This window comes from Enterobacter cloacae, from assembly GCF_011078175.1.
In the GTDB taxonomy this organism is placed as follows: domain Bacteria; phylum Pseudomonadota; class Gammaproteobacteria; order Enterobacterales; family Enterobacteriaceae; genus Enterobacter; species Enterobacter cloacae_Q.
Map to the genome: position 1 here is coordinate 181,906 of NZ_JAALCJ010000004.1, position 16,164 is coordinate 198,069.

Here is a 16,164-nt window from a genome sequence, read left to right on the forward strand (position 1 = left end):
TTATTTGTGCCTAAGTCTACCTGCTGTCGGTCATTTTCGCCCGCTCTTTGAATGCAATATGCTAAATTGCTTGTGCTTAGCACCGTTCGTCTTACCCCCAAGATAAGGAGATGTTGTAATGTCGACCCCGCGCCAGATACTTGCCGCTATTTTTGACATGGATGGATTGCTGATTGATTCCGAACCCCTGTGGGATCGGGCTGAACTGGACGTAATGGCCAGCCTCGGCGTCGATATCAGCCGTCGTAACGAGCTTCCCGATACTTTGGGGCTGCGCATCGATATGGTCGTTGACCTTTGGTATGCACACCAGCCATGGGCTGGTCCGGATCGCAATGAAGTTACGGCGCGCATTATCAACCGCGCCATCTCCCTCGTAGAAGAGTATAAGCCCCTTTTACCGGGCGTACGCGACGCTATCGCCCTGTGCAAGGCGCAAGGGCTGAAAGTGGGGCTGGCCTCCGCCTCACCGCTGCATATGCTGGAAAAAGTGCTGGCAATGTTCGGGCTGCGCGACAGCTTCGATGCGCTGGCCTCGGCCGAAAAGCTTCCTTACAGCAAGCCACATCCGCAGGTGTATATGGACTGCGCCGCGAAACTGGGGCTGGATCCGCTTACCTGTGTGGCGCTGGAAGATTCGGTTAACGGCATGGTGGCGTCCAAAGCCGCACGTATGCGCTCCATCGTTGTGCCGGCTGAAGAAGGTCGACACGATCCCCGTTTTGCCCTCGCGGATGTCAGGCTGACGTCTCTCCAGGAATTGTCTGCCCGCCATCTGCGCGGGGAGTAACACTCTCTCAGGCAGCTTCGGCTGCCTGAACCAAAAAATCAAAACATCGTTTTACTTTATTTGCTTTTCTCATTCCAGACTCCTATCCTTACGTGCAGAATGACAATAGTCTGACTTCTGAGGCGCATATGATACTGGATGCTTTTACCCTGAAAGGAAAAGTGGCGATAGTGACCGGGTGCGATACCGGCCTGGGGCAAGGCATGGCCATTGCCCTCGCCCAGGCAGGATGCGATATCGTGGGGGTTAACCGCAAGGTTCCTGACGAAACGGCAGCGCGCGTTACGGCGCTGGGACGACGCTTTATCGCGATTCGCGCCGATCTTGGCAAGCAGGAGCGTATTCAGAGCGTGGTAGATACCGCGGTCGCTGAGATGGGCCGCATCGATATTCTGGTTAATAATGCCGGCACCATCCGCCGTGCCGATGCGCTGGAATTTAGCGAGAAGGACTGGGACGAGGTCATCGATCTCAATCTGAAATCGGTCTTTTTCCTCTCACAGGCAGTGGCGAAACAGTTTATCGCGCAGGGTCAGGGCGGCAAGATCATTAACATTGCCTCCATGCTCTCCTTCCAGGGCGGCATCCGGGTGCCCTCCTATACGGCGTCCAAAAGCGGCGTGGTGGGCCTCACCCGCCTGCTGGCGAACGAATGGGCGACGCTGGGCATTAATGTGAATGCTATTGCGCCGGGCTATATGGCGACAAATAACACCCAGCAACTTCGCGATGACGAGCAGCGCAGCCAGGCGATCCTTGACCGTATTCCGGCGGGGCGCTGGGGACTGCCGAATGATTTACAGGGCCCGGTGGTGTTCCTGGCCTCATCGGCATCTGATTACGTTCACGGTCACACGCTCGCCGTAGACGGCGGCTGGCTGGCGCGCTAGCCGCGCGTTTGAGACAAAGAGTTACACCGTCACCTCTTTCACACACTGTATAAAAACCCTATACTGTATGAATTGACAGTTTACCGGGTTTTATCATGACGGCGGAAGGCCACCTGCTTTTTTCACTTGCTTGTGCAGTGTTTGCCAAAAACGCTGAACTTACCCCTGTGCTGGCCCAGGGGGACTGGTGGCATATTGTCCCTTCCGCCGTGCTGACCTGCCTGCTGCCGGATATCGATCATCCAAAATCATTCCTTGGTCAGCGGCTGAAGTGGATTTCAAAGCCCATCGCCAGAGCATTTGGTCATCGTGGGTTTACCCACAGCCTGTTGGCCGTGTTTGGCCTGCTGACGCTTTTCTATTTGAAGGTCCCGGAGAGCTGGATCGTCCCGGCGGATGCCATTCAGGGCATGGTGCTCGGCTATTTAAGCCATATTCTCGCCGATATGCTGACGCCTGCGGGCGTGCCGCTGCTCTGGCCCTGCCGCTGGCGTTTCCGTCTTCCGATCCTCGTACCGCAAAAAGGCAACCAGCTGGAGCGCGTGCTGTGCATGGCACTGTTTGCGTATGCCGTCTGGATGCCGCAAACATTGCCCGAAAATGGTGCAGTACGCTGGTCGTCGCAGATGATTAACTCGCTGCAATTTCAGTTCAATCGTTTTATTAATCACCAGATTGAACATTAAACCGACAATATAATCACTTTTGTCATAAACCATTCCATATGGATATAAGCGCGGCATCACACTTCTGATAACCTTGCGCCAACAGGTTCGGTAAAAACCGACCGTATAATAAATCAGGAGAACGGGGATGAATTTTCCACTCATCGCGAACATTATTGTGTTCGTCGTATTGCTATTGCTTCTCGCCCAGGCTCGCCACAAACAGTGGAGCCTGGCGAAAAAGGTACTGGTCGGTCTGGTCATGGGCGTGGTGTTTGGCCTGGCCTTACACGCCATTTACGGCTCCGATAGCCCGGTACTGAAAGATTCCATTCAGTGGTTCAACATTGTCGGTAACGGCTATGTACAGTTGCTGCAAATGATCGTTATGCCGCTGGTATTCGCCTCTATTCTGAGCGCCGTAGCCCGCCTGCATAACGCTTCTCAGCTGGGTAAAATCAGCTTCCTGACCATTGGTACCCTGCTCTTCACCACGCTGATTGCGGCGCTGGTGGGTGTGCTGGTAACCAATCTGTTTGGCCTGACTGCTGAAGGTCTGGTGCAGGGTAGCGCTGAAACCGCGCGTCTGACGGCGATTGAGACGAACTACGTGGGTAAAGTGGCCGATCTGACCGTTCCGCAGATGGTCCTCTCCTTCATTCCGAAGAATCCATTTGCTGACCTGACTGGTGCAAGCCCAACCTCCATTATTAGCGTGGTGATCTTCGCGGCGTTCCTGGGCGTGGCTGCTCTGAAGCTGCTGAAGGACGATGCGCCGAAAGGTGAGCGCGTTCTGACGGCCATCGATACCCTGCAAAGCTGGGTGATGAAGCTGGTGCGTCTGGTTATGCAGCTGACGCCGTACGGTGTTCTGGCACTGATGACCAAAGTCGTTGCAGGGTCTAACCTGCAAGACATCATCAAGCTTGGCAGTTTCGTAATAGCTTCTTACCTGGGACTGGGCATTATGTTTGTGGTGCACGGTATCCTGCTGGGCGTGAACGGCGTTAGTCCGCTGAAATATTTCCGCAAAGTTTGGCCGGTGCTGACATTCGCCTTCACCAGCCGTTCCAGTGCGGCATCAATCCCGTTGAACGTGGAAGCACAGACCCGTCGTCTGGGCGTACCGGAATCTATCGCCAGCTTCTCGGCTTCTTTCGGCGCGACTATCGGGCAGAACGGCTGTGCGGGTCTTTACCCGGCGATGCTGGCGGTGATGGTTGCCCCAACCGTGGGTATTAACCCGCTGGATCCGGTCTGGATTGCAACGCTGGTGGGTATCGTGACCATTAGCTCCGCCGGTGTTGCGGGCGTGGGCGGCGGCGCGACCTTCGCTGCGCTGATCGTTCTGCCTGCGCTGGGACTGCCGGTGACGCTGGTTGCCCTGCTGATCTCGGTTGAACCGCTGATCGATATGGGTCGTACCGCACTGAACGTGAGTGGCTCAATGACCGCCGGCACCCTGACCAGCCAGTGGCTGAAGCAGACCGACAAATCGATTCTCGACAGTGAAGAAGATGCCGAACTGGCGCATCGTTAATCACGGCTGAAATAAAAAAACCGCCTGCGGGCGGTTTTTTTATTGCTGTTATTCTTCAACCTCTTCATCCTGACGGGTCTGCACAGCCCATCGCTGCGCCGATTCTGGCACCGAAAACGCAGGGGAGCGACGGAAGTGCTCGCCAATCAGCACGAAGGCAACGTATTTACCCCTTAACATCCAGACATCGCGAAAACCATCCACTTTCAGGGCATGGTCAGGCGGCGCGGGTTCAACGCGGGGCACATAGCTAATAACCTGGCGGTTTTGTTGACGAAGAGGTTTCATAAGCGACGGGTTCACTAAAGCAAATTCTTAAAGCAGGAAATTTCTATCATAGCCGATTCTCCCCCCACCCGTCGCGCCTGACGTGTGGCAGATGGCTCCTTTCGCTAATCACTTCCTCTGAAAACGCTTAGTTCGCCTGCTAATTCATCACATTGTTCTATCCTTAATAGGGTTTTCAGGAACGAACTAAGGAGAAGCGTGCAATGTCGAACAACGATAAACCCCATCAATCCCCCATTCATGGCACCGAAGGATCTCAACCGGGAATGGACTCACTCGCCCCTGCGGATGGTTCTCATAAACCGTCGCCAGGTCCTTCGGCACCGGGCGAGCAACCTACCGCTCCGGGAAGCATGAAGTCACCCGATGCGGATAACGAAAAGTTAAAATCTCTCGACCCGCACCGCAAAGGGGGGGAAGGCTATGCGCTGACCACCAATCAGGGCGTGCGCATCGCCGATGACCAGAACTCCCTGCGCGCCGGAACGCGCGGCCCGACGCTGCTGGAAGATTTCATCCTGCGGGAAAAGATCACCCATTTCGACCATGAGCGTATTCCTGAGCGTATCGTCCACGCTCGCGGCTCCGCGGCGCACGGCTATTTCCAGCCGTACAAGAGCCTGAAGGAGATCACAAAAGCAGATTTCCTGTCCGATCCGAACAAAATCACACCGGTGTTTGTTCGCTTCTCTACCGTACAGGGCGGCGCGGGCTCGGCAGATACGGTGCGTGATATCCGCGGCTTTGCCACTAAATTTTATACCGAAGAGGGCATCTTCGACCTGGTCGGGAATAATACGCCGGTTTTCTTCATTCAGGATGCGCATAAGTTTCCTGACTTTGTCCATGCGGTAAAACCAGAGCCACACTGGGCCATACCGCAGGGACAAAGTGCGCATGACACCTTCTGGGACTACGTCTCCCTGCAACCGGAAACCCTTCACAACGTGATGTGGGCGATGTCTGACCGGGGGATCCCACGCAGCTATCGCACCATGGAAGGCTTTGGTATTCATACCTTCCGTCTGATTAACGCTGAAGGTAAAGCGACGTTTGTACGTTTCCACTGGAAACCGGTCGCGGGGAAAGCGTCCCTGGTATGGGATGAAGCGCAGAAGCTGACCGGGCGCGATCCGGACTTCCACCGTCGCGAACTGTGGGAATCCATTGAAGCCGGTGATTTCCCGGAATACGAGCTGGGGCTACAGCTGATCCCGGAAGAGGACGAGTTTAAATTCGACTTCGACCTGCTCGACCCAACCAAGCTTATTCCTGAAGAGCTGGTGCCGGTTCAGCTGGTGGGCAAAATGGTGCTTAACCGTAACCCGGATAACTTCTTCGCGGAGAATGAGCAGGCAGCGTTCCACCCGGGCCATATTGTGCCGGGGCTGGATTTCACCAACGATCCGCTGCTACAGGGTCGTCTGTTCTCCTACACCGATACGCAGATCAGCCGTCTCGGTGGCCCTAACTTCCATGAAATACCAATCAACCGTCCGACCTGCCCGTACCATAACTTCCAGCGTGACGGGATGCATCGTCAGGATATCGATACCAACCCGGCGAACTACGAGCCGAACTCCATTAACGATAACTGGCCGCGTGAAACCCCGCCGGGGCCAAAACGTGGCGGATTTGAGTCGTATCAGGAGCGCGTGGATGGCGCGAAAATTCGCGAACGCAGCCCGTCGTTCGGCGAATATTACGCTCAGCCTCGCCTGTTCTGGAACAGCCAGACCCCAATTGAACAGCAGCACATTATCGGCGGTTTCAGCTTTGAGCTGAGCAAAGTGGTGCGTACCTACATTCGCGAGCGCGTGGTCGACCATCTGGCGCACATTGATATCCAGCTTGCTCAGGGCGTGGCGAATAATCTCGGCATCACGCTGACTGACGAGCAATGCCATGCCGCACCGCCAAAAGACGTGAACGGGCTGAAGAAGGATCCGTCCCTGAGCCTGTACGCGGTACCTGGCGGGTCAATTAAAGGCCGCGTGGTGGCTATTCTGCTGAACGATAAACCGCGCGCCAGCGACGTACTGGGGATCATGCGGGCGCTCAAAACCCAGGGCGTACATGCCAAACTGCTTTACTCTCGCATGGGTGAAGTGACGGCCGACGATGGCTCCGTCCTGCCGATTGCCGCGACCTTTGCCGGGGCACCGTCGCTGACGGTTGATGCGGTGATTATGCCATGCGGCGACGTTGAGAGCCTGCTCGGCAACGGTGATGCCGCCTATTATCTGCTGGAAGCCTATAAGCACCTGAAGCCAATCGCCCTCGCAGGCGATGCGCGGAAGTTTAAATCTCTGCTGAAGGTACCGGATCAAGGGGAAGAAGGCATTGTCGAAGGTGATAACGTTGACGATGCGTTTATGACCCGGTTGTTTGACCTGCTTGCCGCGCACCGCGTGTGGTCTCGCAGCAGTAAGATCGACCAGATACCGGCGTAAAAAACCATAAACGGTTGAGCGGCCTGAAGCCCTCATCCCGGCCCTCTCCCTCGGGAGAGGGAGAAAACAATAAAACGGTAACCAAAAGGTTACCGTTTTGCTTTTACCTCGCCACCGGGCTTTGCCTCAAAGATCCCTGAACGTCCCCAGACGATACCCACGCTCGGCAATCGCATACTTCAACGACGCCGACGTCAGCACGTCCAGTTCCGCCAGACGCGGCCAGCAGTAGGCGCTTTTACGTACGATATTATCGACAAACGCCGGGTGCGCCATCACCTCAAGCGAGCGCTCCCCTTTTGCGTTAGAATCATCCAGCACCTTCAGGAACAGCGCTTCGTTGATTTCGTCGCCATAAAATGCGCTGCTGAACCCCTCCGTTGACGTCACAGCGACGTCCGGCAACCCGCGCACCTCACGATCCACGCGCATCGCCACGCCTTTACGTAGCGCAAACTTTGCCACAAGCGGGAAAATCTGCGGGATCATATGTACATGATGATGGCTGTCAATATGGGTTGGTTCGCGGCCAAACACATCCACAAAGCGGTTAAACTGGCAATCCAGCTCGCGGGCAATCTCATCGAGCGGTAGAGCGTCCTGCTCCGCCATTTCCCAAATCCATTTTCCCAGCTGTCCCTCGCGCGTCAGACCCGGCATCGGTGAAAGGGGCAACCCAAGCGTCAGCACAAAGTGCATGCCCACGCCCAGCTCGGGCAGCTCACGGCTTAGCTGCGCCGCATGTTCCACCGCCTCACCGTTGATGAGCGCTGTTGTAGAGGTAACCACGCCCCGACGACAGGCTTCAATAATGCCGTAGTTCTGCCCTTTTGACAGGCCAAAATCATCGGCATTAACGATCAGCAGGTTTTCCATCGCACCTCCTCTTAACGGTGTGTCAGCTTCAGTTTCTCAACCGTTGCAGCAAAGTTTGGCAGCCATTTTTCATGCGCCAGGATCATCTCACTCGCGAGTTTTTCAGCGTCACGGTCAGAATGCACCAGCGGGCTAAGGTTCAGCGCGAGCAGCACGTCATTCAGTTCGCCGCTCAGGGCCGCATTGCTCGCCGCCACTTCAAAGCCTTTGATGGTGTGAATCAGGCCCATCACCTTATCGTCGAAGTGGGTAATGCGGGGATGTGGTTTTGCACCCTCGCGTCCAAGGATGCAGGTCATCTCAACGGCCCAGTCTGCCGGGATATTGTCGATGTGCCCGTGATGGGGTACGTTCACATAGTGCTCGGCCTGCTTGTCATTGTAAATGGCGTTGATCACTTCACACGCGGCATCCGAATAGTATGCCCCGCCGCGCTGCTCCAGCTCTTTCGGTTTGACGTTCAGGTTCGGATCTTTATACAAATCGAAAAGCTGTTTCTCTACTTTCTGCACAACCTGAGCGCGCGCGCCGCCTTTGTAGTATTCGCCCATTTCAATCGCCAGCATCTCCTTCTGCTTGAAGTAGTAGAGCAGATACGAACACGGCAGCAGATTCAGGGAGCGGATCAGCCCTTCGCTGAACGGCAGATCGAAGATGTTTTTCACCGAGGCCGCAGTCAGGCGACCAGAGGCGACGCCGTCGAGCAGTTCCGCAAAGCGCGATTGCCCGTTCACCATCACATCTTTTATAAAGACCATGTGGTTGAGGCCGAACAGGTCAATGGACAGATCATCGTGCTCGGTCAGGTCCAGCACATCGCGAATGAACATCTTCATGCCAATCGGAATATTACAGACGCCGATAAAGCGTTTGAAACCGGTGTGACGATAAACTGCTTCGGTGACCATCCCGGCCGGGTTGGTAAAGTTAATCACCCAGGCGTTCGGGCAGATCTCCTCTACGTCTTTAATGATGTCAAAAATAACCGGAATAGTACGCAGGCCTTTAAACAGGCCACCAGCGCCGTTGGTTTCCTGGCCCAGATAACCGTGGCTCAGCGGAATGCGCTCGTCCAGCTCGCGCGCCTTCAGCTGACCGACGCGCAGCTGCGTAGTCACGAAGTCAGCATCTTTCAGCGCCAGGCGGCGATCCAGCGTTTTATGCACGGTTAAGGGCACGCCCGCTTTTTCAACCATGCGTTTGCACAGTTCAAAAATAATATTCAGCTTCTCCTGACCTTCTTCAACATCCACCAGCCATAATTCGCTGACCGGTAATTCATGATAACGTTTCAGAAAACCTTCAAGTAATTCCGGGGTATAGCTGCTGCCGCCACCAATGGTTACGACTTTTAATTTCTGTTGCATAATATCTCCCTTAGCGTATCAGGTTAATCGCCTGCAAGGTATAGCGTACTCTTCCCGCTATTTGGGCAAGCCATTACGTCACTGTTCCTGGCGGATAAACCGCCGAAAGTTAATTAATTACCGTTAAATTTTTGCGGTAACTGTTCGGTGTGAATGAAGTCAATTTTTTAAAGGTTTTAATAAACAGACTGGGACTGCTGTAACCCGATTCGTAAGCGATATCGGTGACAGAGTAGTTGGTAATTTCCAGCTGTTTTTTGGCAAAGTTAATGCGGATTTCGTTAATGATTTGCACGGGCGTTTTACGGTAATAACGCTGCGTGGCGCGCGTCAAATATTCCTGCGATTTACCCGACAGCGCCACCATATTCTCCAGCGCGTTATCGCTGAACTGTCCTTTATCGTGCATCAGTTCCACGGTACTGCGCAGCCACTGAGGAATATCATCCACCACCTGCTGTTCTTCACGGTGATGGCGGAGACGATTCATGACATAGAACGTCACGGTTTCAATAAATTCATCAAATTCATTGTCGCGAAAATTCAGCGAGGCGATAACCGTTTCAATCCAGGTCATAAACTCATTTTTAACGCGATACACCTGTGACGCCACAAAGCAGAACGGAACCAGCGGCAGATAGTGCTTCTCGAAGAAACGCCTGCTCACGCCTACGTTCAGAATGCGCGTCGCTCCAAACTCATAAAAGCTCTGGTGATAAGATCCCATCGGCAGGAAGACAAAATCGCCACGCTCAAGCAGGACGCGCTTACCGTTGATCTCCTGATAGTAGCGGCCGGTCAGAACAATCGTGAACTCGTAGTAGTCATGCTGGTGAAGCCCACTGGCACTCTCGGTTTTGTTGTAAATCACCACGTGAAAATTCTTGCCATTAAACAGCTGCTGCTCATGTGCGGTTTTGATTTCCATCGTGCTGACCTCCTGCTACTTCAACGGACTTATTGCATCTTCTCGTGAAGCTCGATGAGCTCCGCTACCAGCTCGCGCGCCAGCATGGAGGTCATCAGATGATCCTGCGCATGTACCAGCACCAGGCTTACTTTCATCTTCCCTTCACCCTGGTCGCTTTCGATGAGCTTCGTCTGCACCAGATGCGCTTCGTTTAATGCCGTACGAGACTGCTCCATCATGGTTTTCGCGGCAATGAAATCGCCCAGCTTAGCCTGCTTAAGCGCCGCATACGCCAGGCTGCGAGCCTGCCCGGAGTTGATGATGAGGCCCATCACCACCTCTTCCAGATCGTTCTCTGCGGTTTCTTCGGCAACGATACTCTCTAAATCTAACATCTTTTAGCTCCTTTCCGCTGGCGCGGGTTGCCCCGCGCCGTGCAATTTTAGAATTTCAGTGCGAGGGCGATATCCTCTTCGCTCTCTTCTTCATCGATAACCGTTGCGGCCTTGTTCGCAATCGCCACGAACGGCATGTAGAGCAGGGTTGCAATCCCGAGGTTGAATATCGCCAGCAGGAAGGCGGCCACGCTACCGTTGGTGTTGAAGAACGCGCCCAGACCAGCCGGCATCGTCCACGGCGCAATGTTGGTCACCGGCGGGATAATGCCCAGGTAGTACGCCGTCAGCGTAATCGCGGCCAGCAGCGGCTGAACCAGGATGAATGGAATGAACATCACCGGGTTCATGATAATTGGCAGACCAAACAGGATCGGCTCGTTAATCTGGAAGATGCCTGACGGCAGGGCCAGCTTCGCAACCTGACGATGGTCAGCGCGGCGAGAGACAATAAAGACCGCGATGATCAGACCCAACGTTGCCCCGGTTCCGCCCAGGAAGATATAGGAGTCAAGCATCGGCTTCGCCCACACATGGAAGGTTTTACCGGCCGCCAGCGCCGCATCGACGGAGCCGTACTGCTGGTAAAGCGCGACGTTTTCCAGTGCCCACGGGGTCATAATACCGCTGTCCAGCGCCGCCAGTGCCAGTGAACCATGCACGCCGAAGAACCACAGCAGGGAAGTAAAGATGACATACGCCCAACCGACCACGCTACCCATCGACGCCAGCGGCGTTGAGATAGAGTCCATAATGATCTGGTGGAAGTTAGTTCCCCAGTGAGAGAGCGCCCAGGCAACAATCCCCATGATGGAGAGAATAATGAAGCCCGGAATCAACGCGGAAAATGAACGAGAAACAGAGGCCGGAACGCTATCCGGCAAGCGGATAACCCAGTTACGGCGAATAATGAAGGTGAACATCTCGGCCGCCACCAGCCCGATAATAATACCGGAAATGATGTTTGCCCCACCCAGCCAGTTGGCGCCAACGGCATAAGCGTCACCCACGCTGTACGGTGTGACGGTCATGAACGCGGCAATGGACAGTAAGCCTGCCGCCAGCGGATCTACTTTACGCTCTTCCGCCAGCGCCATTCCGATAAAGAAAGGCGCCATTAGCGACATAATACCCAACGTACCGTTGTATACGTTGCCGCCAATGGCTTTTAAACCATTAAGGGTTTCAATAGTTGAAGCATCTAACCTAATTCCTAATGAATAAAAAAAGGAACCCTCTCCAAAGCTCAGAAAAACGTTGTTAATTAAAACGAACATTGCCCCGGCTAATGTCAACGGCATTAATTTAATAAAGCCGTTCTTAATGGCATTAACGTGAGGCTGCTTTCCTATTTTAACAGCAAAAGGAAGGAGTACCTTTTCAAGTGAAGCGATGACTTTACTCATAGGAAAATACCCTTAAAGGCCGCAACGACCGTTACGGCATAGTGTGTGTGAAATAACTCTTTGACGGGAAAAATAAAAAATTAATTAGCAGCTTTTTTAATCGCCGCAACAGCAGCTTTTAATACACCTAAACCATCAATCTTTCCGTATAAAACGGAATCGATCACTTCGACCGGCTTATTGGGTAGCAGACGCTGAATTTCTGGCAGCATATAAGCGATTTGCGGCCCAAGTAAAATAACGTCTGCTGTCTGGCCCTTCTCGCCCGCCAGCGTTTCCGGAAACGCCTCAATCACCACAGGGACTTCATACTTTTCGGCCTGCGCACGCATTTTGGACACCAGCAGCGAAGTGGACATGCCCGCAGAGCAGAACAGATAGATATGTTTCTTTTCCATGATAACTTCCCTCTTGTTTGTCTACCCGCCGTCGCGCTATCACTCGACTCGCTATCCTGGCTGACGGGCAGTGTGCTAAACATTGTTTGTCGTTGAAGTGAGTATACGCAATGGTACAGGGAGGGGATAATTCTGGATAGACTGAAATTGTCTCTCATTGACCTGGCTTGTTGACTACCTTCACATTTCGGGCAAATAATTCGCGCCAAGAAATAAGATTTACGTATGCATAAAAAAACCGGCCTTCAGGCCGGTTTGTTAACACTCTCGGGCAAGCATGCTTACTGTGCCTTAGGTGCCTGTGGGTCGGTGTCGTATTCGGCACAGGTCTGATAACCAGAATTGATCACGTGGCCCGTATCATCCAGGGCGACAAAGTAGGTCTCTGCCTTACCATCACGTTGACCCAGAATATAGGTCTGGCAGGTACCACGCGCGTGGATCATAGTGACTTCTGAAGAAGGTTTACCGGCAATGGCAGCAACCTGGGAACGCGTCATGCCTTTTTTGACGTCTTTTACCACTGGCTGTGTGAACTGATCTTTGGTGCGATCGTAAGCTGTACACCCTGCCAGCATAGTCAGTACCGCCGCTGCGCTTAAAATTCCTGCTACGTTCTTGTTCATATTCCGTCCTCTTGTTTATCAGCGTGTTAACTAAGCATGGGATAAAAATTACTATTGTTCAACTTTGCGAGTTACGCCAGACGAATTTCGGAAAATTCTAATAAAACAACGATAAGCTGCTAAATCGCTGTAAAACAGTACACTCAAAACTGTGATCCTTGTCGTTTTCCCGACAAAGGGTTAGTTTTAACAGATCACACTTTCTGTTTGGTTCTGCATAGGGAGGGCGTAATGGCTCTGCAACAAGAAATTATTCAGGCGCTGGGCGCGAAACCTGCGATTGATGCCAATGAAGAGATCCGTCGTAGCGTTGATTTTTTGAAAGCTTACCTGTCTGCACACCCTTTCCTGAAGACGCTGGTTCTGGGTATCAGCGGCGGTCAGGATTCTACTCTGGCCGGTAAGCTGAGCCAGATGGCCATCTCCGAGCTGCGTGACGAAACCGGTGACGCCGCGCTGCAATTTATTGCCGTACGCCTGCCGTATGGCGTACAGGCCGACGAGCAGGACTGTCAGGACGCGATCGCTTTTATTCAGCCGGACCGTGTTCTTACCGTAAACATCAAAGGATCGGTACTGGCTAGCGAGCAGGCCCTGCGTGAGGCCGGTATTGAACTGAGCGATTTTGTCCGCGGCAACGAGAAAGCCCGTGAGCGCATGAAAGCGCAGTACAGTATCGCAGGGATGACTAAAGGGGTCGTCGTCGGCACCGACCACGCCGCGGAAGCCATCACCGGCTTCTTCACCAAATACGGCGATGGCGGCACGGATATCAACCCCCTCTTCCGCCTGAACAAGCGTCAGGGCAAGCAACTGCTGGCGGCGCTGGGCTGCCCGGAGCACCTGTATAAGAAGGCGCCAACTGCGGACCTGGAGGACGATCGCCCTTCCCTGCCGGATGAAGCCGCGCTGGGCGTCACATATGACAACATTGATGATTATCTGGAAGGCAAAACGCTCGACGAAGGTACGGCTAAAATTATCGAAGGCTGGTATCTGAAAACCGAGCACAAGCGCCGTCCGCCCATTACGGTGTTTGACGACTTCTGGAAATAAACGCAAAACGGCAACCCCGTTGCCGTTTTTAGCGTTTGCGCCCTCTCCCGTGGGAGAGGGTTGGGGCGAGGGCAACGGACCGCACGATGTTGCCCGGTAAGGCGTAGCCGCCATCCGGCTCTTTTTTAACCACCGAACACCTGCTACACTGTATGCCTGAACAGTATATGGAGCAGTATGTGAGCAGGCGTCAATCTGCCCCGCGTCTTGAGTTTGAAGCGGCGGCTATCTACGAATATCCCGAGCATCTTCGCCCCTGGCTTGAGGCACTGCCTAAACAGCCTGGCGTCTATTTCTTCCACGGCGAAAGCGACACCATGCCGCTCTATATCGGCAAAAGCGTGAATATCCGCAGCCGGGTGATGTCGCACCTGCGCACGCCGGATGAAGCATCGATGCTCAGACAGTCCCGGCGGATAACCTGGATCGAAACGGCAGGTGAACTGGGCGCGCTTCTGCTCGAAGCCCGGCTCATCAAGGAACAGCAGCCGCTGTTTAACAAACGCCTGCGCCGCAACCGCCAGCTGTGCTCCTTGCAGGTCAACGCGGGAAAACCGCAGGTTGTTTATGCCCGTGAAGTGGATTTTTCGCATGAACCGAATCTTTACGGGCTGTTTGCCAACAAACGTGCCGCACTGCAAACCCTGCAATCCCTGGCTGATGAATTACAGCTTTGCTACGGGCTGTTAGGACTGGAAGCCACCACCCGCGGTCGCGCCTGTTTTCGCTCCGCGCTGAAACGCTGCGCCGGGGCGTGCTGTGGAAAAGAGAGCGTTGAAGAACATCATGCCCGGTTTATGGCTGGCCTGGCCTCTATCAGCGTCAACTGCTGGCCGTGGGAAGGCGCGGTGGCGTTGAAAGAAACCCGCGATGCGATGACGCACTATCACATCATTCGCAACTGGCTCTGGCTTGGCGCCGTCGAAAGTCTGGATGACGCTACCGCCCTGCTGCGCACCCCCGCCGGGTTCGATCAGGACGGTTATAAAATTCTCTGTAAGCCACTGTTAACCGGTAAATATGAGATCATCGTCCTCAATGACCCGGCAGCCAGGTAATTTCACTGAACAGCAGACTGCCTTTCGACTCCAGTAAACGGAGGGTATGGCTGCCCTCTTCCCAACTGGCTCCCTGATCGGCGGTCAGTAATTTGTCTCCCAGTTGCCAGGCACCGCTTAATACAAACGCCACCCCACCGCGTGACGCGAAGGTAGTAAACGTTCGGGTAGCAACACGTACCTTTGCCTGGCAGCGATCCCGTCGGGTCATGATGTTGAAGTCCATCGACATCTGCCCCTCTGTGAGCACGGCTTTCACCGCCAGATCGCCCGCAAAACAGTAAGGCTGATGATGCTTCAGGGTATGGCAAAACGCCCTGCCTGCATCCAGGATCACCTCCCCGCCCTCCAGTAACGTTATCACCCGGTCAACCCCCGGGAATGCGGAAAATTCGCCGTTACGGGCAATGGAGGCAATACTGGCCCGCCAGAAAAAATCCCGCGTCGCAGGCGGGAAACAGCAAATCTCGCGCGTCTCACCCGCGCCGTTACGCCACAGACTGACCGGCATTTTACGGATATCAAAGTATTCCATGACCACTCCTGAAGGACGCACCGTGCGCCAGGGCATTTTCACAGACGTATTATCGGCAGAAGTCAGGCCAGACCTTAGGCATGGAACAAAAGAAAAACCGCCGGTCCTGTCCACAGCGTTTTCGCTTTTGTGGACAGGACCGGCGGTCTTAAGAGAGTGAACCGATTATTCGGTTGGTGCAGGCATTTTACCTTCCGGCGCTGCACGTTCTGTCAGACGCTTCTCAAAATTGGTATTAAATTGCTTTTTCTGTTCCGGCGTCAGAATGTTGTAAATCTTGTTCTGGGTTTCCATGTGGGCCAGCATGCGCGCTTTATGCTGCTCGGTCATTTTGTCGATCTGCGCTTCCGCTTTTGCTTTATCGAAACTGTCGCTGGCAATGATGTCATGCATTGCGCGGCGCTCTTCCAGCGGAGGACGTTTCATCTGGTCACGCTGGCTTTTCATGATGTCGCGGATCTGCTGTTTCTGCGCATCGGTGAGGTTCAGATCTTTAAACATCATCATCTCATGGTGCATACCCGGCTTGCCTTTATGATGCATCATCATTTTGCCTTCCATCGGCGCGGCGTTAGTGGTCGCGGTATCGGCGGCGAAGGCCATGCTGGTAGCGCCCAGAGCCAGGGTAGAGGCAACAAACAGTGCAGTTAATTTACGCATAATCTCTTTCCTTACTTTCAGTTATTCTTCGGCGCTATGCCGTGTTGACGAGATTAACTTTACGGGGTTTATCGTCAATTAGTCAGAGCAACGGTAAAACAATGAAAGTGTAAAAAACAACTTTTCGCCAATTGTGGAGAAATTAAGGAAAAAACGTGGAGAGATGAAACAGAAATATTCAACAGGATGATTTTAAAGAAATTATGGAGGAGTATAGCGAAGTGCCGTTTAATAATAAAGCAATTACCCAG

At 53.7% G+C, this 16,164-nt stretch carries 17 protein-coding genes; 7 read left to right on the forward strand and 10 right to left on the reverse strand.

Translation table 11 applies throughout. The annotated features are described in order from the left end of the window. The first annotated feature begins 118 nt into the window (after positions 1–118). From hxpB to tcyP, 4 genes are all read left to right on the forward strand, one after another. Positions 119–790: a hexitol phosphatase HxpB gene (gene hxpB / locus G6Q29_RS10540; RefSeq protein WP_165465557.1), complete on the forward strand. Its 672-nt coding sequence runs from the start codon at positions 119–121 to the stop codon at positions 788–790. A gap of 128 nt (positions 791–918) precedes the next feature. Next, on the forward strand, positions 919–1,680 hold the full coding sequence (gene kduD, locus G6Q29_RS10545; RefSeq protein ID WP_165465558.1) for a 2-dehydro-3-deoxy-D-gluconate 5-dehydrogenase KduD: 762 nt from the start codon (positions 919–921) through the stop codon (positions 1,678–1,680). A 95-nt stretch (positions 1,681–1,775) separates the two neighbouring features. Next, positions 1,776–2,366 (forward strand): metal-dependent hydrolase, encoded by a 591-nt coding sequence (locus tag G6Q29_RS10550; RefSeq protein WP_015570742.1) that lies wholly within the window; start codon positions 1,776–1,778, stop codon positions 2,364–2,366. Between the two features lie 127 nt (positions 2,367–2,493). Next, the gene (gene tcyP / locus G6Q29_RS10555) at positions 2,494–3,885 is read left to right on the forward strand and encodes a cystine/sulfocysteine:cation symporter (RefSeq protein ID WP_165465559.1); all 1,392 of its coding nucleotides are present in this window, start codon (positions 2,494–2,496) and stop codon (positions 3,883–3,885) included. Positions 3,886–3,933: 48 nt separating this feature from the next. Here the strand turns inward: tcyP and cedA are convergent, their stop codons facing one another. After that, complete coding sequence (gene cedA, locus G6Q29_RS10560) at positions 3,934–4,188, reverse strand: cell division activator CedA (RefSeq protein ID WP_071850030.1); 255 nt, start codon at positions 4,186–4,188, stop codon at positions 3,934–3,936. Between the two features lie 188 nt (positions 4,189–4,376). Between cedA and katE the strand changes: the two genes are divergently transcribed. Then, the gene (gene katE / locus G6Q29_RS10565; protein WP_165465560.1) at positions 4,377–6,626 is read left to right on the forward strand and encodes a catalase HPII; all 2,250 of its coding nucleotides are present in this window, start codon (positions 4,377–4,379) and stop codon (positions 6,624–6,626) included. A 126-nt stretch (positions 6,627–6,752) separates the two neighbouring features. Here the strand turns inward: katE and chbG are convergent, their stop codons facing one another. The 7 genes from chbG to osmE all read right to left on the reverse strand — a co-directional run bounded on the left by chbG (position 6,753) and on the right by osmE (position 12,604). After that, positions 6,753–7,502, reverse strand: a complete 750-nt coding sequence (chbG, locus tag G6Q29_RS10570) for a chitin disaccharide deacetylase (RefSeq protein WP_165465561.1) — start codon at positions 7,500–7,502, stop codon at positions 6,753–6,755. 11 nt (positions 7,503–7,513) lie between these two features. Continuing rightward, positions 7,514–8,869: a 6-phospho-beta-glucosidase gene (locus G6Q29_RS10575; protein WP_165465562.1), complete on the reverse strand. Its 1,356-nt coding sequence runs from the start codon at positions 8,867–8,869 to the stop codon at positions 7,514–7,516. A 109-nt stretch (positions 8,870–8,978) separates the two neighbouring features. Beyond that, positions 8,979–9,797, reverse strand: a complete 819-nt coding sequence (gene chbR, locus G6Q29_RS10580; RefSeq protein ID WP_017384663.1) for a transcriptional regulator ChbR — start codon at positions 9,795–9,797, stop codon at positions 8,979–8,981. 29 nt (positions 9,798–9,826) lie between these two features. Then, on the reverse strand, positions 9,827–10,174 hold the full coding sequence (gene chbA, locus G6Q29_RS10585) for a PTS N,N'-diacetylchitobiose transporter subunit IIA (RefSeq protein WP_165465563.1): 348 nt from the start codon (positions 10,172–10,174) through the stop codon (positions 9,827–9,829). A 47-nt stretch (positions 10,175–10,221) separates the two neighbouring features. Then, positions 10,222–11,580 (reverse strand): PTS N,N'-diacetylchitobiose transporter subunit IIC, encoded by a 1,359-nt coding sequence (gene chbC / locus G6Q29_RS10590; RefSeq protein ID WP_165465564.1) that lies wholly within the window; start codon positions 11,578–11,580, stop codon positions 10,222–10,224. Between the two features lie 80 nt (positions 11,581–11,660). Continuing rightward, on the reverse strand, positions 11,661–11,978 hold the full coding sequence (gene chbB, locus G6Q29_RS10595) for a PTS N,N'-diacetylchitobiose transporter subunit IIB (RefSeq protein WP_015570750.1): 318 nt from the start codon (positions 11,976–11,978) through the stop codon (positions 11,661–11,663). A 281-nt stretch (positions 11,979–12,259) separates the two neighbouring features. Beyond that, positions 12,260–12,604: an osmotically-inducible lipoprotein OsmE gene (osmE, locus tag G6Q29_RS10600; RefSeq protein ID WP_003857836.1), complete on the reverse strand. Its 345-nt coding sequence runs from the start codon at positions 12,602–12,604 to the stop codon at positions 12,260–12,262. A 231-nt stretch (positions 12,605–12,835) separates the two neighbouring features. On the opposite strand from osmE, the gene nadE reads away from it, so the two are divergent. Both nadE and cho read left to right on the forward strand, forming a co-directional pair. Next, entirely contained in the window at positions 12,836–13,660 is an 825-nt protein-coding gene (nadE, locus tag G6Q29_RS10605) for an ammonia-dependent NAD(+) synthetase (RefSeq protein WP_165465565.1), read from the forward strand. 167 nt (positions 13,661–13,827) lie between these two features. Continuing rightward, the gene (gene cho, locus G6Q29_RS10610; RefSeq protein ID WP_431732537.1) at positions 13,828–14,718 is read left to right on the forward strand and encodes an excinuclease Cho; all 891 of its coding nucleotides are present in this window, start codon (positions 13,828–13,830) and stop codon (positions 14,716–14,718) included. Here the strand turns inward: cho and ves are convergent. Further along, the gene (ves, locus tag G6Q29_RS10615; RefSeq protein ID WP_165465567.1) at positions 14,696–15,253 is read right to left on the reverse strand and encodes an environmental stress-induced protein Ves; all 558 of its coding nucleotides are present in this window, start codon (positions 15,251–15,253) and stop codon (positions 14,696–14,698) included. The two genes, cho and ves, sit on opposite strands and share 23 nt — an antisense overlap. A 165-nt stretch (positions 15,254–15,418) precedes the next feature. After that, on the reverse strand, positions 15,419–15,913 hold the full coding sequence (spy, locus tag G6Q29_RS10620; protein WP_165465568.1) for an ATP-independent periplasmic protein-refolding chaperone Spy: 495 nt from the start codon (positions 15,911–15,913) through the stop codon (positions 15,419–15,421). Positions 15,914–16,164: the final 251 nt, after the last annotated feature.